The sequence below is a fragment of the Anaerofustis stercorihominis genome (assembly GCF_005844425.1).
Lineage (GTDB): Bacteria > Bacillota > Clostridia > Eubacteriales > Anaerofustaceae > Anaerofustis > Anaerofustis butyriciformans.
The window spans coordinates 1-20,938 of sequence record NZ_SPHL01000002.1 but is presented as its reverse complement, the minus strand read 5'-3'; the positions used below and the strand labels follow the sequence as shown (position 1 = coordinate 20,938).

23 protein-coding genes are annotated in these 20,938 nt (G+C 29.3%); 8 read left to right on the top strand and 15 right to left on the bottom strand.

The features are described 5' to 3' along the window. Window position 1: 1 nt before the first annotated feature. Window positions 2-823: an MBL fold metallo-hydrolase gene (locus tag FGQ49_RS01030; RefSeq protein WP_138268065.1), complete on the bottom strand. Its 822-nt coding sequence runs from the start codon at window positions 821-823 to the stop codon at window positions 2-4. Between the two features lie 194 nt (window positions 824-1,017). Here FGQ49_RS01030 and FGQ49_RS01025 point away from each other — a divergent pair, with 194 nt between their 5' ends. The 5 genes from FGQ49_RS01025 (at window position 1,018) to FGQ49_RS01005 (ending at window position 5,835) form a co-directional block, all read left to right on the top strand. Further along, on the top strand, window positions 1,018-2,298 hold the full coding sequence (locus FGQ49_RS01025) for an adenylosuccinate synthase (RefSeq protein WP_138268064.1): 1,281 nt from the start codon (window positions 1,018-1,020) through the stop codon (window positions 2,296-2,298). A 2-nt stretch (window positions 2,299-2,300) separates the two neighbouring features. Beyond that, window positions 2,301-3,128 carry a 16S rRNA (cytidine(1402)-2'-O)-methyltransferase gene (rsmI, locus tag FGQ49_RS01020; protein ID WP_138268063.1) on the top strand — a complete coding sequence of 276 codons (828 nt, stop codon included), beginning with the start codon at window positions 2,301-2,303 and terminating at the stop codon, window positions 3,126-3,128. Window positions 3,129-3,164: 36 nt separating this feature from the next. Further along, window positions 3,165-4,094 carry a DMT family transporter gene (locus FGQ49_RS01015; protein ID WP_138268062.1) on the top strand — a complete coding sequence of 310 codons (930 nt, stop codon included), beginning with the start codon at window positions 3,165-3,167 and terminating at the stop codon, window positions 4,092-4,094. A 99-nt stretch (window positions 4,095-4,193) separates the two neighbouring features. Then, a complete protein-coding gene (locus tag FGQ49_RS01010) occupies window positions 4,194-4,925 on the top strand; it encodes an ABC transporter ATP-binding protein (RefSeq protein ID WP_138268061.1) in 732 nt (243 codons plus the stop codon). Then, window positions 4,918-5,835, top strand: a complete 918-nt coding sequence (locus FGQ49_RS01005) for a SufB/SufD family protein (protein ID WP_138268060.1) — start codon at window positions 4,918-4,920, stop codon at window positions 5,833-5,835. The genes FGQ49_RS01010 and FGQ49_RS01005 overlap by 8 nt, the downstream gene beginning before the upstream one ends. A 23-nt stretch (window positions 5,836-5,858) precedes the next feature. Here the strand turns inward: FGQ49_RS01005 and FGQ49_RS01000 are convergent, their stop codons facing one another. Continuing rightward, window positions 5,859-6,758, bottom strand: coding sequence for a helix-turn-helix domain-containing protein (locus FGQ49_RS01000; RefSeq protein WP_138268059.1), 900 nt, complete (start codon window positions 6,756-6,758; stop codon window positions 5,859-5,861). 139 nt (window positions 6,759-6,897) lie between these two features. Further along, window positions 6,898-7,701, bottom strand: a complete 804-nt coding sequence (locus FGQ49_RS00995) for a MerR family transcriptional regulator (protein WP_138268058.1) — start codon at window positions 7,699-7,701, stop codon at window positions 6,898-6,900. A gap of 78 nt (window positions 7,702-7,779) precedes the next feature. Here FGQ49_RS00995 and FGQ49_RS00990 point away from each other — a divergent pair, with 78 nt between their 5' ends. After that, window positions 7,780-8,367, top strand: a complete 588-nt coding sequence (locus tag FGQ49_RS00990; RefSeq protein WP_138268057.1) for a YitT family protein — start codon at window positions 7,780-7,782, stop codon at window positions 8,365-8,367. Here FGQ49_RS00990 and FGQ49_RS00985 read toward each other — a convergent pair. Both FGQ49_RS00985 and uvrC read right to left on the bottom strand, forming a co-directional pair. Further along, a complete protein-coding gene (locus tag FGQ49_RS00985; RefSeq protein WP_138268056.1) occupies window positions 8,364-8,855 on the bottom strand; it encodes a phosphatase PAP2 family protein in 492 nt (163 codons plus the stop codon). The two genes, FGQ49_RS00990 and FGQ49_RS00985, sit on opposite strands and share 4 nt — an antisense overlap. A 9-nt stretch (window positions 8,856-8,864) precedes the next feature. Next, a complete protein-coding gene (gene uvrC, locus FGQ49_RS00980; protein WP_138268055.1) occupies window positions 8,865-10,733 on the bottom strand; it encodes an excinuclease ABC subunit UvrC in 1,869 nt (622 codons plus the stop codon). 75 nt (window positions 10,734-10,808) lie between these two features. Between uvrC and FGQ49_RS00975 the strand changes: the two genes are divergently transcribed. Continuing rightward, window positions 10,809-11,003, top strand: a complete 195-nt coding sequence (locus tag FGQ49_RS00975) for a hypothetical protein (protein WP_138268054.1) — start codon at window positions 10,809-10,811, stop codon at window positions 11,001-11,003. A gap of 57 nt (window positions 11,004-11,060) precedes the next feature. Further along, window positions 11,061-11,963, top strand: a complete 903-nt coding sequence (locus FGQ49_RS00970; RefSeq protein ID WP_138268053.1) for a DMT family transporter — start codon at window positions 11,061-11,063, stop codon at window positions 11,961-11,963. Window positions 11,964-11,971: 8 nt separating this feature from the next. Here the strand turns inward: FGQ49_RS00970 and FGQ49_RS00965 are convergent, their stop codons facing one another. The 10 genes from FGQ49_RS00965 to FGQ49_RS00920 are packed head-to-tail and all read right to left on the bottom strand — an operon-like array spanning window position 11,972 to window position 20,768. Then, window positions 11,972-13,348, bottom strand: coding sequence for a citrate/2-methylcitrate synthase (locus tag FGQ49_RS00965; protein ID WP_138268052.1), 1,377 nt, complete (start codon window positions 13,346-13,348; stop codon window positions 11,972-11,974). Between the two features lie 29 nt (window positions 13,349-13,377). Then, window positions 13,378-14,019: a bifunctional phosphoribosyl-AMP cyclohydrolase/phosphoribosyl-ATP diphosphatase HisIE gene (gene hisIE, locus FGQ49_RS00960; RefSeq protein ID WP_138268051.1), complete on the bottom strand. Its 642-nt coding sequence runs from the start codon at window positions 14,017-14,019 to the stop codon at window positions 13,378-13,380. Between the two features lies 1 nt (window position 14,020). Then, window positions 14,021-14,776 (bottom strand): imidazole glycerol phosphate synthase subunit HisF, encoded by a 756-nt coding sequence (hisF, locus tag FGQ49_RS00955; RefSeq protein ID WP_138268050.1) that lies wholly within the window; start codon window positions 14,774-14,776, stop codon window positions 14,021-14,023. Next, the gene (gene hisA, locus FGQ49_RS00950) at window positions 14,770-15,474 is read right to left on the bottom strand and encodes a 1-(5-phosphoribosyl)-5-[(5-phosphoribosylamino)methylideneamino]imidazole-4-carboxamide isomerase (protein ID WP_138268049.1); all 705 of its coding nucleotides are present in this window, start codon (window positions 15,472-15,474) and stop codon (window positions 14,770-14,772) included. The genes hisF and hisA overlap by 7 nt, the downstream gene beginning before the upstream one ends. A gap of 2 nt (window positions 15,475-15,476) precedes the next feature. Continuing rightward, window positions 15,477-16,082, bottom strand: a complete 606-nt coding sequence (gene hisH / locus FGQ49_RS00945) for an imidazole glycerol phosphate synthase subunit HisH (protein WP_138268048.1) — start codon at window positions 16,080-16,082, stop codon at window positions 15,477-15,479. Then, entirely contained in the window at window positions 16,079-16,657 is a 579-nt protein-coding gene (hisB, locus tag FGQ49_RS00940; RefSeq protein ID WP_138268047.1) for an imidazoleglycerol-phosphate dehydratase HisB, read from the bottom strand. Before hisB ends, hisH begins: the two co-directional genes overlap by 4 nt. After that, window positions 16,658-17,716 (bottom strand): histidinol-phosphate transaminase, encoded by a 1,059-nt coding sequence (gene hisC, locus FGQ49_RS00935; protein ID WP_138268046.1) that lies wholly within the window; start codon window positions 17,714-17,716, stop codon window positions 16,658-16,660. Further along, window positions 17,716-18,999, bottom strand: a complete 1,284-nt coding sequence (gene hisD / locus FGQ49_RS00930; protein WP_138268045.1) for a histidinol dehydrogenase — start codon at window positions 18,997-18,999, stop codon at window positions 17,716-17,718. The genes hisC and hisD overlap by 1 nt, the downstream gene beginning before the upstream one ends. A 4-nt stretch (window positions 19,000-19,003) precedes the next feature. Continuing rightward, window positions 19,004-19,630: an ATP phosphoribosyltransferase gene (gene hisG / locus FGQ49_RS00925; protein ID WP_138268044.1), complete on the bottom strand. Its 627-nt coding sequence runs from the start codon at window positions 19,628-19,630 to the stop codon at window positions 19,004-19,006. A gap of 1 nt (window position 19,631) precedes the next feature. Then, window positions 19,632-20,768, bottom strand: a complete 1,137-nt coding sequence (locus tag FGQ49_RS00920) for an ATP phosphoribosyltransferase regulatory subunit (protein WP_138268043.1) — start codon at window positions 20,766-20,768, stop codon at window positions 19,632-19,634. Between the last annotated feature and the right edge of the window lie 170 nt (window positions 20,769-20,938).

Below are 20,938 nucleotides of genomic sequence, written 5' to 3'. Positions count from 1 at the left end.
TTTATAGCTGTATTGTTTTGCCACACTGCACTTCAATGAAATTCTTTTCGCATTCATCGGCTATTTTGGAAACAACTCTATATCCGCTGCAGTGACAAGGCATAATATATTGTATATTATTATTTTTTAGATATTCTATTGTTTTATTTACTCTTACACTATCAGCATTTATAAGATGCATACCGGCAAATAAAGAATATATTTTTTCTCCCTTAAACAATTTCTTTATATATTCTATTGCATTCACTACCCCCATATGAGCACACCCCATAAAAACACAAAGCCCGTTTTTTGTTCTTATCACAAAAACCTGCTCGTCTTTCATTTCATCCATTATCATTTTGTTATTCTTTTTTAAATAAAATTTACTTGGTTTATTTTCAAAACTGTTAACATAAGGTATGTTACTTATTAAATAAAAATTATTAAAGATTTCTTCCTTTTCATCTGTAAAATATAATTTATTCTTAAATAAATTCAAATCACTTTCATTTATCCCGTTAAAATAATATTTATTTGTCTTTTTATTTATGCTGTATTTAGGAATAAGAGCATTCTTTGTTATATAAATACTAGGAATATTACTTAAATTTTTAAGATATTTTATTCCTCCTCCATGATCATAATGTCCATGAGATATAATAACTGCGTCCAAATCATTCAAATCTATATTTAAAGCCTGTGCATTTTTTAAAAATACATCACTCTGTCCAACATCCATTAATATTTTTTTATTATCATGCTCTATAAGTACAGAAAGTCCATGTTCGGCGATTATGTTTTTTCTGTAAACCATGTTTTCGTTTAGTACTGTAATTTTCATATCACACCTCTTTTTTACTTATAACTCGATTATAACATAAGAATAAAAAAATATTTAAAATCAACTTATAAAATAATTCTGAAAATTCATGAAAGTTATGTAAAAAGTCGATAAATTAAGGATTTTGCTATTGATAAAACAATATAAATAAGGTACAATTAAGTGTCGTGAAAAAGTACTAGGAGGTATTAATGATGGGAAATTTAGTAGTAGTCGGTTCTCAATGGGGCGACGAAGGAAAAGGAAAAATAACAGATTATTTTACAGATAGATGCGATATCGTAGTAAGAAGTTCAGGAGGAAACAATGCCGGTCATACGGTTATAGCAAACGGAATTACATATAAATTACACGTTATTCCTTCAGGTGTTATTCAAGACAAACCATCAATTATCGGCGCAGGAATGGTAGTAGACCCTACATGGTTAGTACAAGAAATGAACACATTAAAAGAACAAGGTGTTAAATTTGACAAATTAATTATTGATAAAAGAGCGCAAGTAATTATGCCTTATCACAGAGTACTTGATGAACTTATCGAAAAATCCCTTGGCAAAAATGATATCGGTACTACAAAAAGAGGTATCGGACCTGCTTATACAGATAAAATCAAAAGAAGCGGTATAAGAATTTGTGATTTAATAGATACAAAACTATTTGAAGAAAAATTAAAAATTAATCTTGAAAGCGTAAATAAAGAAATCGTAGAAGTATACGGCGGAGAAGCTTTAAAATTTGAAGATATTTTTGAAGAATACAATAAATGTGCAGATATCATAAGAAAATATGTTGATGATGCAACAGTTATTATATATGATTACATTAAAAAAGGTAAAAAAGTATTATTTGAAGGTGCTCAAGCAACACTTCTTGATATAGACTTTGGTACATATCCTTATGTTACATCTTCACATCCTACAGCTGCAGGAGCTTGTATCGGTTCAGGTATTGGACCTGCTTTTATTGATGATGTATGCGGTATAGCAAAAGCATACACAACAAGAGTAGGAAAAGGACCTTTCCCTACAGAGTTATTCGATGAAGACGGAGATTTCTTAAGAGAAAAAGGATATGAATACGGAACAACAACAGGCAGACCAAGAAGATGCGGATGGCTTGATGCTGTAATTCTAAAATATGCAGTAAGAATTAATTCTCTTACAAGCATAGTATTCACAAAACTTGATACATTAACAGGAATGGATAAAATCAAACTTTGTGTAGGATATAAATACAAAGATGAAATTATAACTGACTTCCCGGCAGAACTTAGCGTTCTTTCAGAATGTGAACCTGTTTATGAAGAATTTGAAGGCTGGAATGAAGATATTTCAAAAGTAAGAAAATTTGAAGATCTTCCTGAAAATGCTAAAAAATATGTAAACAGAGTTGAAGAACTTTGCGAAATACCTATCGGAATAGTTTCTGTTGGTCCTGATAGAGAAGATACAATAGTAAGAAGACAATATTTTTAATTATGAATGATAAAGTATACATAGTTTCCACCCCAATAGGAAACTTAGAAGATATGACTTTCAGAGCGGTTAAAGTTTTAAAAGAAGTGGATGTAATTCTTTGTGAAGATACAAGGCATTCCATAAAACTTCTTAACCATTTTGAAATAAAAAATAAGTTAATAAGTTACCATAAATTTAATGAAAAGGAAAGAATAGATTATATTCTTTCCTTGATTAATGAAGAAAAGAAAATTGCGCTTATTTCTGACGCAGGAACTCCCCTTATATCAGACCCAGGAAGCATACTCGTAAAAGAGCTTATAGAAAATAATATAAAATTTACGGTTGTTCCGGGAGCAAATGCACTCTTACCAGCTTTGATATTATCGGGATTTAACAGTGAAGAGTTTTTGTTTATAGGATTTCTTCAAAAGAAATATAATAAAAAAGAGGAAAAACTAAAAACGTTAAAGGATTTGGATAAAACGCTTATCTTCTATTCTTCCCCTTATGAATTAAAAGATTTGTTAAAAGCAATAAATAATGTTTTAGGAAACAGAAAGGTTGCCATTTCAAAAGAAATAACAAAAATTCATGAAACAACTTACAGAGACGAAGTTATAAATCTTATTGATATTTTTGAAAATGAAGAAAATATCAAAGGAGAATTTGTTGTTGTCGTTGAAGGCAACAAAGAAGAAAAGAAAAATCTTTCTATGGAAGAAACAAAAGAAATTTTTCAAAAAAGAGTTGAAAGCGGAGAAAATCCAAAAGACATAATAAAAAATCTTGCAAAAGAAAATAATTTAAACAAAAGAGAATTATATAATTTTCTTATGAAAAAATAAAGCCCCAAAGGGCTTTTTTACTTGAAAGGACATATAATGAAAAAAAACGACCAAACAGTATTAACTAAACCTATAATAATTTGCCTTTTGGCATCAATCTGCTGCATCCTTTGGGGGAGTGCATTTCCTGCAATAAAAATTGGATATGAATTATTCAACATAGCAGGAAATGATACTGCAAGTCAAATGCTTTTTGCAGGACTTAGATTCACAATGGCAGGCATACTTGCAATAGTTATCGGAAGCATTCTTTCTAAAAAAGTTCTTATACCTAAAAAAGAAGCCTACCCTTCTATTTTAAAATTATCAATGGTACAAACCGTACTGCAATATGTATGTTTTTATGTTGGACTTGCAAACACAACGGGAACAAAAGCATCAATAATAGAAGCATCAAATGTATTTCTTGCAATCCTTATCCCCGCACTTATTTTAAAACATGAAAAACTTACCCCATCAAAAATATTTGGGTGTTTAATAGGCTTTATTGGAGTTGTAATTATAAACTTAAACGGAAGCAGTTTTGACTTTAACATGAAATTAAGTGGAGAAGGTTTAATTTTTCTTTCTGCCGTATTTTATGCATTCTCATCAATCATGATAAAAGAATATTCAAAACATGAAAAACCGGTTATATTAAGCGGTTACCAATTTGTAATCGGCGGTATAATAATGATATTAATCGGTATATTTACAGGCGGAAAAATAAATAATATAACAATAAACGGTATTATTCTATTAATTTATATGGCTTTTATTTCAGCAGTTGCCTATTCATTATGGGCTACACTTCTTAAATATAATCCTGTTGGGAAAGTTGCTGTTTATGGATTTTTAAACCCTGTATGCGGAGTAATTCTTTCTGCGATACTTCTAAAAGAAGGAAGCGTATTTAATATTCTTGGAATCATATCACTGATTTTGGTTTGCATAGGCATATATTTAGTAAACAAAGAAAAAGAATAGTAAATTAGTAGGAAATACTTTCCTTAAATAAAAACTTATGATATACTATCAACGAAATAGAAATAAAATATCTTTTCATATAAAAACGGAGGCAATAAAATGTTAAAACTTGAACATATAAAATGGGATACAGAAGATGGTCAATCTATAATAAAAGATATTAATCTTGATATAGAAGACGGTAAACTTATCGTTGTTACAGGCCCAAACGGAGGCGGTAAAACAAGTCTTGCAAAATTAATTGCAGGAATAAAAAATGTAACAGACGGTAAAATATTCTTAGATAATGAAGATATAACAAATTTAGACATAACAACAAGAGCAAAAAAAGGAATAGCCTATGCTTTCCAACAACCTGTAAAATTTAAAGGATTAACCGTAAGAGATATTCTTAAATTATCTGCGGGGAAAGACCTTAATGAAGGAGAAGCCTGTGCATTACTAAGCAAAGTCGGTTTATGTGCAGAAGAATATATTGATAGAGAATTAAACGATTCTTTATCAGGAGGAGAAAGCAAAAGAATAGAAATTGCAGGAGTTCTTGCAAGAGATGCAAAACTATATATTTTTGACGAACCTGAAGCAGGAATAGACCTTTGGAGTTTTGCAAAACTTGTTGAAACCTTTGAAATTTTAAGAAAACATACAAAAGGAACTCTTCTTATTATTTCTCATCAAGAAAGAATACTTTCAATAGCAGACGAAATAGTAGTAATATCAGACGGAAAAGTAAGAGCTAAAGGAAATAAAAAAGAGATTTTACCAACATTATTCAAAGAAGAAAGAGCAAATATGTGCCCTAAAGAAAAGGAGGCAGCAGTAAATGAATAAAACAACAGAACAACTTTTAAAAGTAGTTTCAGGATTCAGTGGAAAATTTGAAGGTGCTTTTAATATAAGAGAAGACGGTAAGTGTGCAGGTAGACAATCAAGTGAAAATATTAAAATAGAATCTAAAAAAGATGCTCCAGGACTTGAAATTCATATAAAACCAAATACAAAGGGCGAAAATGTATACATTCCAGCTTGTGTAACTCACGGGAACGTAGATGACCTTGTATATAACGACTTTTTTGTGGGTGAAAATGCAGATGTAAAAATCATTGCGGGATGCGGAGTTCATACAGATGATGGACATGATGCAAGACACAACGGAATACATAGATTTTTCCTTGAAGAAAATGCTCATGTAGTATATGAAGAAAAACACATTGCAACAGGTAAAGGAAAAGGAACAAAGAGAATTGATCCTGTTACAGATGTTTACCTTAAGAAAAATTCAGTACTTGAAATGGACACAATACAACTTGAAGGCGTAGACAGCTCAATAAGAAAAACAAGTGGCGTAGTTGAAGAAGGCGCAAAACTTCTTGTAAGAGAAAGAATAATGACAGACGGAGATGAAATTGCCAAAACTGATTTTGATGTAACATTAAAAGGCGAAAACTCATCTGCAGATTTAGTATCACGTTCTGTTGCAAAGGGAAATTCTTATCAAGAATTTACTTCTAAAATGAACGGAGAAGCAAAATGCAACGGACATTCTGAATGTGATGCAATACTTGTTGGAAACGGAAAAGTTGCCGCAGCTCCAGCCCTTGTAGCTTCTAACTTAGATGCAGAACTTATACACGAAGCAGCTATTGGAAAAATCGCCGGAGACCAAATTTTAAAACTTCAAAGTCTTGGACTTACAAAAGAAGAAGCTGAAGAAAAAATCATTTCTGGATTTTTAAAATAAAAAACGAGGTCAAACCTCGTTTTTTATTTTTCATCAAATATAATTGAAACTATTCCACATAATATTCCACCAATTGGGAAAACAACCCAGCCTGGATGCCATAATCCGAAAATAAAACCAATAAGCAGAAATATTATTGTAGCAATAAGCATTATTATAGCTTGTATTTTATCTGAAAAAATTTCTTTTTTACTTAATTCATAACTTTCATTTTCTTTATTATATTCTTTGTTGTATTCACTTATATTGTACTTTGCTTTTTGCATTCCAAAATAAACAAATATTCCAACGGCAATTGTAACCAAAAGTAAAAATACTGTAATTATAGGAGGATAATCCTCACCTAACTGTAAGACCTCTTCTCCAATTACAACAACAATGATTCCAAGAAGTATTAAAAATACACCAAAGGATATCATGCCTGCAAAAAGTTTATTAAATCTTCTTTTCTCATCTTTTGTATAGAAATCTTCAAAATAAGGATGCTCTTCAGTAAAGTTACCCCAGCTTATTCCATAATAAACAAATAAAAAAACTGATATTGCAATAAGAGTTAATAAAACTATAACAGGAAAAGCTTTAATATTGTTAGCATAAGTCTCTTCAAAAGAAGCAACAAAGGTAACACCAAGAAGAATAAGAACTACTCCAAGAGTAATCATCTTAGTAAACTTATTATACATTTTCTCATATAACTCTCTGCCTTCTTCATTATTTTCAATATCAAGATTTCCTTTAATAAGCATATCAATATCAATATTAAATAACTCGCTTAACATTATAAGTTTATCCATTTCAGGATAAGAAGAACCATTTTCCCATTTTGAAACAGCTTGCCTTGAAACTTCCAATTTTTCTGCTAATTGCTCTTGGGATAAATCATGCTTTTTTCTTAAGTTTTGTAAATTTGTTCCAAAATTCATTTTTTTCACCTCCTGTTTGCAATAATATTAATAGAGCATTACCATTTTTTCTACCAACTTTTATTTGCAACTTAAAGTTTTTATGTAAACTTGCGGTTGCATGAATAATCATTAATGTATAAAATGCAAATTATAATAATTATTTGATTTTACATTGAATTTCTGTTACAAATTCATTTTCATCAATAGTATACCTATTATCGATATGATAGATTTCAAAAGGTTCCCCATCCAAATCTATTTTATTTATTTTTGCGTAATTATACATATCGTTTATTTTCTCCATAAGTTGATTATAACTACCTTTGTAAGTTACGGATAAATACTTACCCGATAATAATTTATAATCATAATTAAAAATATCAGAACATGACAATAAAAATACAGAATTATATAAAATTTTTCCTTTTTTCAAAGTATCTTTTAAAGATATAAACGCACCTATCGTTTGATTTCCCAAATCCAAAAATTTTTTCTCATGCTTTCTATGAAGCTTTTTTACAACTATATCCATTTCTTCATCAGATGAAATATTGGCGGAAATCGTAACCAAATATCTGCTTTTTAAATCTTTTATTAAAATTTTATCAGACGAAAAATTATAAAAGTCATTTAATTTTTTAACCCTACTTTCAATCAATTTTTTCTTATCATTCAATCGTTCAATTTCACATGATATAGCACTGTATTCTTCATTTAACATTTTTAATGTATTGTCAATATCCAAATTATCAATATATGCTTTTATCCTCTTCATAGAAAAATTTAATAGTCTTAAATCTTTAATTATATTTAAAATATACATATCTTTTAAAGAATACATACGATAATTATTTCTACTCCTTTGTGGTTTTAAAATCCCCAAACGTTCATAATATCTTAAAGAATCAACACCTATATTATATAACTTTGATATCTCGCTTATTTTATAATATTCTTTCATTTATGAGCCTCCGAATCAAAATACCATTGACATTAGTATTATACTAGAGTTTATCATGTTAATAAAGGAGGTTTTAAAATGAAAAAAATAAAAATGACTTTAATAATTATATTAGGAGCTATGATTATTTCATTCGGAATTTATAATATACACCAACAATATAACATAACAGAAGGAGGCATAATAGGATTAACATTACTATTACACCACCATATGAACATTCCTCAACATATTCTTTCTCCAATATTAAATACTTTTTGCTACATACTTGCAATAAGATATTTAGGTAAAAAATTTATTGCAGTATCGTTAATATCCACAATCAGTTTAAGTGTATTTTTTAAAATTTGGGAAACATTCCCTCCAATAATAAAATTAAACAATATGTTTATTATTACAATTTTGGGAGGAATTTTTATTGGAGTGGGGACGGGATTAATCATAAGACAAGGAGGAGCAGGAGGTGGAGATGATGCTTTGGCACTTACAATAACAAAAAATACAAATATAAAAATATCATATGCTTATTTGATAATGGACCTTACAGTACTGTTATTGTCTTTTTCTTATCTTCCAATAAAAAAAATTTTTTTATCGGTAATAACTGTTACAATTTCATCATTTATTATTGAATTTATAAAAGACACTAAAAAAAATAACATTTAAAATATCATAAACAATATTCCGAAAGATACACCCAAAATCATACCACAAACCACATCTCTAAAAAAATGGACGGCTCCAACCACTCTTATGTACATAAGAAAAATACCAAGAATCAAAACAATAACACCATAATAAACATTAACAAACAAACAGGAAGTTCCAATTAAAAATGCAGAAAAAACATGCCTGCTTGGAAAAGATTTACCTTTAGTATCCTTATCCAAAACAGGAGTAATATTAAAAACTTCATATGGTCTTTTAAAGTTAAATAGTTTTCTAAAAAAACTTAAAAGAACAAAAGGAATAAAAGTAGTAAGAACAATCCTTAATACAAAATCTTTCCCCATAAGAAATCCTATTATCAAAAAAACAGGAAAAGAAATAAATACAGAATATGTTACTATCTTATCAAGAATATTAAGCCTTCTTTTTTTAGCTAAATCTTTTTTATATGGTTCATAAAGTTTTAAATAAAAATTTTTATCCATTCGCTCTCCCTAATCATTTTTCAAATAATCTTTAACTTTTTTTGCCAAAGCTTCATTCATCCCGTCAACTTTCATAATCTCTTCTATTGAAGCATTCTTTATTTCCTCTAAGTTTTTAAAATGAGTAAGTAAATTTCTGCATTTTACTTTTCCTATTCCCTCAATTTCTTCCAATGTCGTTTTTAAGAAACTTTTACTTCTTAAGTTTTTATGATAATCAATAGCATATCTATGAACCTCTTCACTTATATCATTAAGAAGTTTTTTTGCATATTCAAAATCTTTTATGTTTCTTGCTTCTTCGCTGTCTTTAACAACTTCCTTTAATTTATGTTTGTTGTTTTTTCCAAGCCCTAAAACTTTAATATTAAATCCAAACGTATCTACAACATTTTTTATTGCATTCACATGCCCTATTCCACCATCTACAAATATAATATCAGGAAGAGGTAAAAACCTTGCATTTTCATCTTGTTCTTCCATTTCTTTTCTTGCTCTGTTAAGTCTTCTGAATACTACTTCAACCATGCTTCCGTAATCATTTGGACCTTCTACTGATTTTATTCTAAACTTTCTGTAAGCTTTATTATTCCTTTTTGCTCCGTCAAACACTACCATAACACCGACGCTGTCAACTCCGGAAGTGTTTGAAATATCATATGCTTCATATCTAAAGTTACCTTCTTTTATTATTCCAGCGTAATCATTTATTTCTTCAACGGCTTTCTTTTCCATAAGTATTCTTTGTTTTTCTTTGCCTACAATATTTTCAAGATTTAATTTTGCATTATCAGTAGCAAGTTTTAATAATTTTTTCTTTTCTCCTCTTATAGGAACTTTAATTTGGACTTTTGTAGTTTTTAATTCACTAAGAAGATTTTGTATATTTTCAATATCATCAAACTCCCTTTCTACCAATATAAGAGGAGGAATAAAAGGAGTATTTGTATAAAATTGTTTTACAAAAGCAGACAAAACTTCTCCTGCATCTTTTTCGTTTTGCCCTTTTAAAATATAATTCTCTCTTCCAACAATTTTTTTATCCCTTAAGGCATAAACCTGTACGCAAGCCATATCTTCCCCCATTGCAAGACCAAGTATATCCATGTTGTCTGCTGTGGCATTAGAGACATTCTGCTCGCTTTTAAGCCCTTTTATTGCAAAAATCTTATCTCTTACCTTACCGGCATTTTCAAAGTCTAAATTTTCGCTGTAAGCATTCATTTTGCTTTCAAGACTTGATATTATTTTACCTGTTTTACCATTTAGAATATCTGTTATTTCTTTTATATATGAATTATATAAGTCTTTATTAACATTTCCCTGACAAACTCCAAGGCATTGTCCGATATGATAATTTAGACATACATTACCCTTTTTAACGCCATACTTTAATTCTTTCTTGCACATTGCAATTGGGTACAGTTCATTTATTGTACTTACTGTTTTCTTTGCATATGTTGCATTTGCGTATGGTCCAAAATATTTATTTCCGTCATTTACATATTTTCTTGTTATAAATAATTTTGGATATTCATCTTTTGTTGTAAGCTTAATATATGGATATGTTTTATCATCTCGCATTAAAATATTATAATAAGGTCTGTATTTTTTTATTAAGTTACACTCTAAAATCAACGCTTCCATTTCGTTGGAAGTAATAATATATTCAAAATCAGCAATATTCTCAACCATTTTAAGAACTTTAGGTGTATGATTTGAATTTTTTCTAAAATATTGGGTTACCCTATTTTTAAGAACCTTTGCTTTTCCAACGTAAATAATAGTACCATTCTCATCTTTCATAAGATATACGCCACTATTTTGAGGAAGTAGTTTTATTTTTTTATTTAAATTTTCACTGAAGTTTTCTCTCATAAAAATACCTTTAAATTATTGATTTTTCTACTTGGTTATTATATCATATAATTTAATAAAACATAGGAGTATGACATGAAAAGTAATTTTAACGAATTAAGAGCAAGTAATGACAAGTATGACATATATGTAACAAAAAAAGTTTTTTTAGGATATACTTTAAAAAAATTTTTAAAAGGAACCTTTTATGACTTGGTTCAAAAAATTGATATAAACGAAAATTTAACAAGCGAAGAACTTGATAAAATTGCATATAGCATGCTTGACTAAAACAGAGTTATTCTCTGTTTTTTTTATATTTGAATTTTTTTTACATATACTACTATTATGAGTAGCGATAAAAAAGGATATATTGCAACTTTAATAATGAGTTTAATAATGGGAATGCAGTATATCTTTATAAAAGATTTAATAAAATTATCCCATAATAATGTTTTTTTAGTTTTAAGCATTAGATTTTTTATTGCATTTATATTTATGCTTTTAATTTTTTATATAAGAAAAATAAAAATACATCTGTCTTTTAAAAATAAAGATTTATTTAGACTGTCTTTTTATAATCCGGTAATAAATTTTTCTTTTCAAACAATAGGGGTAATGTTATGCCCCGTAACAACCGTAAGTGTTCTTATAGCCCTTATTCCAATTGCAAATGTTATAGTAAGTTATTTTTTATTAAAAGAAAAACCTAACTTAAAAGAAAGTATGTTTATGGGAATATGTGTTTTAGGTACGCTCATTGCAAGTGTTTCATCTTCAAATAGCAATAAAACTCAGTTTGCTTTTTTAGGAACCATGCTTATTATTTTATCTATTTTTTCAAGAGCCTACTACCAAGGAAAACTAAAGAAGCTTAAAATTAAAGAAATAAATACAGTATCAATTTACCAAATTTTTTATGGATTTATTGCATTTACAATAATGTTTTTTATTTTCTTTTTCCTAAACCCTACAATAGATATTTTAGAAATAATTTTTCTTAAAGATTTTATCTTTGGAATACTATATCTATCCCTGCTTGCAACAATACTTGTATTTTATTTAAATAATTATGCAGTAAAAAGCATAAGCGTAATAAGTGTTGGGCTTATGAATAATATAACCGTTCTAATATCAACTCTTGCAGGAATAATATTCTTAGGTGAAAAATTCACCATAATTCAAGTTATAGGTTTATTTATGATACTTCTTGGAAGTTTGTTATATTATAAAAACAAAAAAGATGCATAAAGCATCTTTTATCTTTCATCAATAGGAATATACTCTCTTTTTTCTTGAACATTCATATATGCAGGTCTTATAATCTTACTTGCATTTATAAGTTCTTCAAGTCTATGAGCAGACCAACCTGAAATTCTTGCAATAGCAAATAAAGGAGTAAATAGTTCCTTTGGTATGCCTAACATTTTATAAACAAATCCACTGTAAAAGTCTATGTTAATACAAATGTCTTTATATGTTCTAAATCTTGAAGCTATAATTTCAGGCGCTAATTTTTCTACTAATTCATATAATTCAAATTCTTCTTTAAGCCCCTTTTCTTCCGATAATTTTCCAACAAAATACTTAAATATCAATGCTCTTGGGTCAGAAGAAGAGTATATACCATGACCTACACCATAAATTAAACCTTGTTTATCAAAAGCATCTTTATCCAAAATCTTATTTAAATAACGAGAAACTTCTTCTTCGTCTTTCCAGTCTTTAACAGCTCTTTTAATTTCTTCAAACATATTCACAACTTTCACGTTTGCACCACCGTGTTTTGGACCTTTTAAAGATGCAAGAGAAGCAGCAACGGAAGAATATGTATCCGTACCTGAAGAAGATACTACGTGCATTGTAAATGAAGAGTTGTTTCCTCCCCCATGTTCTGCATGTAAAACTAAAGCCAAATCAAGAATCCTTGCTTCAAGCTTTGTATATTTGCTGTCAGGACGAAGCATATGTAAAATATTTTCCGCAGTCGAAAGGTCTGGTTTTGGAGAATGAATGAATAAACTTTCTCCGTTATTATAATGCATACTTGCTTGATATCCGTATACTGCAATCATAGGGAAAATTGATATTAAATGAATACATTGTCTAAGAACATTATCGATTGAAATATCATCAGGATGTTCATCATAAGCATATAGCGTTAATACACTTCTCGCCATAGTGTTCATAACATCAACACTTGGAGATTTCATTATAATATCCCTAACAAAAGAAGGCGGTAAACTTCTATATTTTGCAATTTGAGCCTCAAATGATTTAAGTTCATCTTTTTTAGGCAGCTTTCCAGTAAGAAGCAAATATGTTACTTCTTCAAAACCAAATCTATTATCCTCAATAAATCCGTCAACCAAAGATTCGATAGGAATACCTCTGTATCTTAAATATCCGTCTATTGATGTTTTTTTGCCATCTACAATTTTACTTCCACAAACATCAGATATTTCTGTAAGCCCAGTTAAAACACCAACACCGTTTTTATCCCTAAGCCCTCTGTTTACATTATGTATCTTATAAAGTTCTTGATCAATAAAACAGTTATCTTCACATGTCTTACTTAATTTTTTTATTTCAGGCGTAATATCAGAGAAATTTATTTCTGTTCCTTTATGTCTCATTTTACCCCTCCTTTGTTTGATAAAATATATTATTTATGTCTTGAATTTAACTTAGCAAATATGTCTTCTATGTTTACATCTCTGTCATTTAAAAGCACCAGCAAATGATATATAAGGTCGCTTGCTTCCCCTATAATTTCTTCTTTATTATTGTTTTTAGCGGCAACAATAGTTTCCGCACTTTCTTCACCAATTTTTTTACAAATCTTATCTATACCTTCAATTAAAAGATACTGAGTATAAGAACCTTCATATTTTGTAGGCATCTTTTCAAGATTTTTTATTCCTTCTTTTCTTTCATTTATTGTATCTTGAATTGTAAATAAGATTTCTGCACTTTCATCTTTATCAGCTTTTACTATATCATTGAAAAAGCAGCTTTCACTTCCTGTATGACAAGTTGGTCCGTCAGGATTTGCATTTATAAGCAAAGTATCATTGTCGCAATCACTTGCGATACTTACAACATTTAAATAATTCTTACTGCTTTCTCCTTTTAACCATTGTGTTTTTCTGCTTCTTGAATAAAAATTAACTTTTCCTGTTTTTAATGTATCATTATAAGCCTGTTCGTTCATATAACCAAGCATAAGAACTTTTTTAGTCTTATAATTTTGAACAATAACGGGTAAAAGTCCGTTTTCGTCCAATTTAAAATCTTTAAATTCCATTTTATATCCTCATTTCTATATCATTATCTTTTAAATATCTTTTTAAATCCATTATATCTATTTCACCAAAATGGAATACACTGGCAGCAAGAGCCGCATCTGCTCCGCATTTTAAAACTTCCAAAAAATGTTCCATTTTTCCTGCTCCTCCGGATGCAATAATAGGAATAGATAAAACATCATTTAGCTTTTCTATTAACTCAAGATCAAACCCATCTTTTACACCGTCAGTATCAATGGAATTAATACAAATTTCACCGGCTCCAAGGTCTTCACCTTTTTTTGCCCATTCAATTGCATCAATATGAGTATTTTCTCTACCACCTTTTACATAAACATCCCAACTGTTTTTTTCATTCCTCTTTGCGTCAATAGATAAAACAACGCACTGGGAACCAAATTTTTTTGCTCCGTCACTTATTATGCTTGGATTCACAACAGCGCTTGAGTTTACGCTTACCTTATCTGCTCCGGCTAAAAGAACTTTTCTAAAATCTTCTACCGTTCTTATTCCTCCTCCAATTGTAAAAGGAATAGAAACCTCTTTTGCAATATTTTCAACTGTATGAATAAAGATATCTCTTTCATCGCTTGATGCAGTTATATCATAAAACACAAGCTCATCGGCACCAAGCTTAGAATAATTTTTTCCAAGTTTAACAGGATCATCAACATCCTTTATATTTGCAAAATTTTTACCTTTAACAACTCTGCCGTGATCAACATCAAGACAAGGTATAATTCTTTTTGCTAACATACCAAATCCTCTACTTTAAATTTATTTTCATATAATGCCTTACCTACAATAACAGCATAAGTATCGTTTTCTCTTAATTTATTAATATCCTCAAGAGAAGATATTCCTCCTGAAACGACAATATTATGTTTTGTAGCTTCACTTAATCTTTTGTAAAGCTCAAAGCTTGGACCTGAAAGCATTCCGTCTTTTTTTATATCCGTAACTACAATGCTTACAAGAGGTAAATCTTTTATTTTTTCAAGGTAATCCCATATTAAAATACCGCTGTTTTCACTCCAGCCTTTTATATATACATATTCATCTTTAACATCTAATGAAAGACTGATTTTATATGGGTATTTATCTGCCATTTCCTTCAAAAAATCAAAATCCTTAACAGCCTTTGTTCCTATGGACACCCTATCAACACCGATATCCACATATTTTTTTATTTGTTCTTCTCCTCTGATTCCTCCGCCTACTTCAACTTTCATACTTGTATTTTCTATGATGCTTTTTATAACATCATAGTTTTGCATCTGACCAAGTAAAGCAGCATCCAAATCGACTACATGAAGATATTTAACACCTTTTTTTTCAAAATCTTTTGCAACCGACAAAGGACTGTCAAAGTAAACTGTCTCTTTGTCATAATCTCCTTGTGAAAGTCTTACACATTTACTGTTTCTTATATCTATTGCTGGATAAATTATCATATTTATTCTCCCAAAAAGTTTAAAAGTAATTTTTCTCCTGTCTTATCGCTTTTTTCAGGATGAAATTGCATACCTATAACATTACCGTTTCTAACGACTGCAGGAACTTTATAATGATATTCACTGTAAGCAATTAAGTTTTCATCATTCATCTTATCTGCATGATAAGAATGAACAAAGTAAACATATTCTCCGTTATTTATGCCTTTAACAATGTTATCTTCTCTATTAATAACAAGTTCATTCCATCCCATATGAGGAACTTTATATTCTTTAGGTATATCAAAAGGAACAATTTCTCCTTTTATATAACAAAGACCTTTATGCTCTCCCATTTCATAACTTTTTTCAAATAATAACTGCATTCCAAGACAAATCCCAAGAAGATACTTACCTTCCTCTACCCAATTATTAATAAAGTCTATCAAGTCATTTTCTACTAAACCTTCCATCCCATCCCCAAAAGCTCCAACGCCTGGAATAATAAGTTTATCGCATTTCGAAAGAACGTCTTTGTCATTTGTAATAACACTGTCAAATCCAAGCCTTAAAAGAGCATTGTATACATTCTTTAAATTTCCTGCACCGTAATCTATAATACCTATCATAATACACCTTTACTTGAAGGAATTTCATCACTTGTAATTGTAACAGCTTCTTTTAAAGCTCTGGCTAAAGCTTTAAAGATAGCTTCACACATATGATGATTATTACCTTTGTCTAATATTTTTATATTAAGATTAAGCCCTCCGTTTATGCAAAATGCATATAAGAAGTCTTCTAATATTTCAGTTTCAAAGTCCCCTATTCTTTCAACATTAAAAGGATTTTCATATACAAGATATCCTCTGCCGCTAACATCAACACTTACTCTTGCAAGAACTTCATCCATAGGAATGAAAAAAGTTGAATATCTGTTAATGCCTCTTTTATCCCCTACAGCTTCTTTAAAGCATTTACCTAAAACAATACCTATATCTTCTACGGTATGATGATTATCAACTTCAAAATCACCTTTTGCTTTAATGTCTATATCAAATTTTGAATGAGATGCTAAAAGAGTAATCATGTGATTAAAAAAACCTACCCCCGTATCAGCATAAACATTACCACTTCCGTCTAAATTCAAATTAATTTCAATGTCGGTTTCTTTTGTTATTCTATGTTCATAACTTGATCTCATTTAGAAAACCTCCTTTATTACTTCAATAAGTTCATCGTTTTCTGCTTTGCTTCCAACTGTTATTCTTACTATATTTTTTAGGCTCTCTCCATATGCCCTTATAGATATGCTTTTCTTTTCGCATTCTTCATAAAGTTTATATGCCTTATCACTTCTTATTGTTATAAAGTTTGCGTTTAGTGGAAATATAAATACTCCTTCACACTCTTTTAGTACATCGACTATCCTGTCTCTTTGTTCCTTTATAACTTCTATTTCATCTTCTATGTATTTATGGTTTTCAACCAAAACCTCTCCTGCTGTTTGAGAAGTAACTGATAAATTATATGGAGCTTTTGCAGCATATAAGAAATCAATAACTTCTTTATTTGCAATTATAAACCCAACTCTTAGTCCCGCACCGCTAAATGCTTTGGATAAGGTTCTTAAAATTATTACTCTATTACTGTAATCAAGCAAATCAAGGTTTTCACCTTCTGCAAAATGAATATATGCTTCATCTATTACAACCATAGCACTTGTATTGTCAATAACTTTTTTTATGTCATCCTTTGAATACAAATATCCTGTTGGATTGTTTGGTGTGCATATATAAATTATTTTTGCATTCTCTTCATTTGCTCTTTTTATTAATGTATCAATGTCAGGAGTAAAATCTTCTTTATCACTTTCTATTCCTATATATTTACCCTTTGCTAAAATAGCTGCTTGACCATACATTGAAAACGTAGGATCACAACTCATTACAACATCATCTTTATCCACAAAAGTAGCACTGATTATAGTAATACCTTCATCTGAGCCTGAAGTTGCAATCAATTTATCCATATCAACATTTATTAAATCTGCATATGCTTTTCTTAATTTTTTTGCATCAGGATCCGGATAACGATTTATATTGATATTTTTCATTTTTTCAATAAAATCATTTTGAAGTTTTGTTCCAAGAAAATTTTCATAATGCTCATTTGCATTTAATATTATTCTGTAATCCTGTCCCGCAGCCTTGTAACATTCATAATCTTTTAAGGCTGGAACAACAAGCTCTCTTATATCCATTATTCAAATCTCCTTTCAACAGCTTTTGCATGGGCAGTAAGCCCCTCTTTGTTTGCAAATGCAATGATTTTATCTTTATGCTTCATAAGTTCTTCTCTTGAATAATAAACTATACTTGTTCTTTTCATAAAATCATAAGTTGATAATGGGGAATAAAACTTTGCTTTACCTGATGTAGGAATTGTGTGGTTTGAGCCTGCAAAATAATCTCCCACAGGTTCAGGAGTATATTCACCCATAAATACACTTCCTGCATTTTGGACTTTATCTATATAGTCAAAAGGATTTTCAAGAGATATTTCCAAATGTTCCGGTGCTATTTCATTCGCAACATCAAAGGCTTTGTCTATATCTTCAACAAGGAATATCATTCCGTAATTTTCAACAGCTTTTGAAGCTATATCTTCTTTTGTAAGTTCTTTTAATTGTCTGTATACTTCTTTTTCAACTTCTTTTGCCAATTTTTCGCTTGTAGTAACCAAAATACAAGCCGCATTCTCGTCATGTTCTGCTTGAGATAATAAGTCAGCAGCAACATAAACAGGATTTGCATTTTCATCGGCAATCACTAAAACTTCGCTTGGTCCGGCAAGCATATCTATATCTACATCACCATAAACTTTTCTTTTTGCTTCTGCAACAAATAAGTTTCCAGGACCACAAATTTTATATACGGGTTTTATGCTCTCTGTTCCATAAGCAAGAGCCGCTATTGCTCCGGCACCACCTGATAAGTAAATTTCATCAACTCCGCAAACATAAGCCGCAGCAAGAATATTTTGATTTACTTTTCCTTCTTTATCAGGAGGAGTAATAAGGGCAATTTCCTTTACTCCAGCAACTTTTGCAGGTATCGAATTCATAAGAACGGTTGAAGGATAAGGACTTTTCCCTCCTGGAATATATAATCCCACTCTTTCGATAGGAGTAACTTTTTGAGTTAGTCTTTTTGTTCCTTCATCCATATCAAAATGAGAATATTTTTGGTTCTTATGATATTTTTCTATATTTTCTTTACTTTCTTTTAATACTTCAATAAAATATTCATCTGCATTTTCATATGCTTTTTTTATTTCTTCTTTATCAACTCTTAAACTTTTAACTTCAACATGGTCAAAGTCTTTCATCATTCTTTTTAAAGCTTCATCTTTATTTTCTTTTACGTCATTAATTATATTTTCAACAATTTTTTCTACTTCGTTTAACTTATTACCATGTCTTTGTAAAATTTCTTTTAATATATCTAAATAATTTTCTTTATTTTTTAAATCTATTATTTTCATCTTTTTACTCCATTCTTTCATTTGCTGCTTTTAAGTTTTCTATAAATGGTTTTAATGAAGAATGTTTCATTTTTAAACTTGCTTTATTTACGATAAAAACAGAATATATATCAAAAATTTCTTCTAATACACATAGTCCGTTTTCTTTTAAAGTAACCCCGCTTTCAACAATATCAACTATTACATCTGACATTTTAAGAAGGGGTGCAAGCTCAACGGAACCGTTTATTTTTATAATTTTTGCTTTTATTCCAAGTTTGTCAAAATATTCTTTTGCAATATTTACAAATTTTGAAGCAGCAACAATTTGCTTCATATTCTTTACATCTGTACCTTTAAATCCTGCAACACACATTTTACATTTTCCAATATTTAAAGGGAACAATCTATATACATCAGGATTATCTTCAAGAAGTATATCCTTACCTACAATACCACAATCACATACTCCGCTTTCTACATATATAGGAGTATCACTTGGTTTTACAAGAACCATTTGTACACTGTTATCATCGCTGTTTAAAATAAGTTTTCTATTCAAATCAAATTCGGAAAAAGTAATACCGAATTCATTAAACAACTTTATGGCTTGTTTTGCTACTCTTCCTTTTGCAACTGCTATTTTTATCATATTACTCTCCTAAAATATCTAATAATTCATTTTCTTTTAAGGTTTTATTATTTTCTTTTGCTACAACCTTAAAACTCTTATCTGCTACCATTGAAACATTATAGCCTTTTTGTCTTAATTTATTTGAAACTTCAATACCTTTTTTACTATCGCTTTCCAAACAATGAACTATATAATCTACCCCGAAGAATTTTGTATCTTCTTTAAGTATTTGAGAAGTTAAATCTAAGTTTTGACTAAATCCACATGCACCTTGTCTACCTGCGAATTTCTTTGCAAGTCTGTCATACCTTCCCCCTGTAATGATTTCTCCTCCGGCATCAATAGAATAAACCTTAAACATTATTCCGCTGTAATAATGCATTGCGTTTGTAAAACCTAAATCTAAGTAAACAAACTTATCAAGACCATGAATTTTTAAAAGTTCATAAACGCCTTCAATTTTATCAAGAGCATTATTCATTTTATCATTAACGGCTATGTCTCTTGCTTTATTCATTACATCTTCAAAGTCACCAAAAAGCATACATATATCAATAAGTTTATCTAGATATTTTTTATCTATATTTCTTCCGTCCAAAAAGCTTATTAAGTCTGCACTGTTTTTTTGTTCTATGTATTTATGAACAGTTTCTACCTCTTCTTTTTTTATTTCATGTATTTCTTCTATAAGTCCATAAACAAAATCTGCATGAGATAAATCAAGTCTTATATCTTCAATTCCAAGAGCAAAAACACTATTAAGAGCAAGTGCGATAATGTCACTATCTACTAAGTCGCTTTCTTTTAAGAAACATTCAACTCCTGTTTGGTTAATTTCATCTAAAGTATAATCTTTAAATTTATTTCTAAATACTTTTGATTCGTAAAAATATTTTTCGCTTTCTTTATTTTTCATATTAGCAACAGTTTTTAAAACATGAAAAGTTGCGTCAGGTCTTATTACAAGAATATTACCTTCCCCATCAATTAATTTTAATTGTTCATTGCTATGACTAATATCATATTTTTTATATAAATCATAAGGCATAAACATTGGTATTGTTATTTGTTCATAACCATATTTTTTATATAGCATACTTAAAGTATCTTTCATAAACGCATATTTTTTTTGAGTATTGTCTTCTTTTTGTAACATATAAACCTCCCCCAGCTTACAAGTTAAGTATAATTAATTCATTATATCATATTTTATCTATATGGGAAACATAAATAAGTAAAAATTCAGAAAATTTAATCTATTTATATTTATAAAATCAATTTAAATAGTTATATCCTTATAACTCCAAAAAAGCTAACAAAATAAAT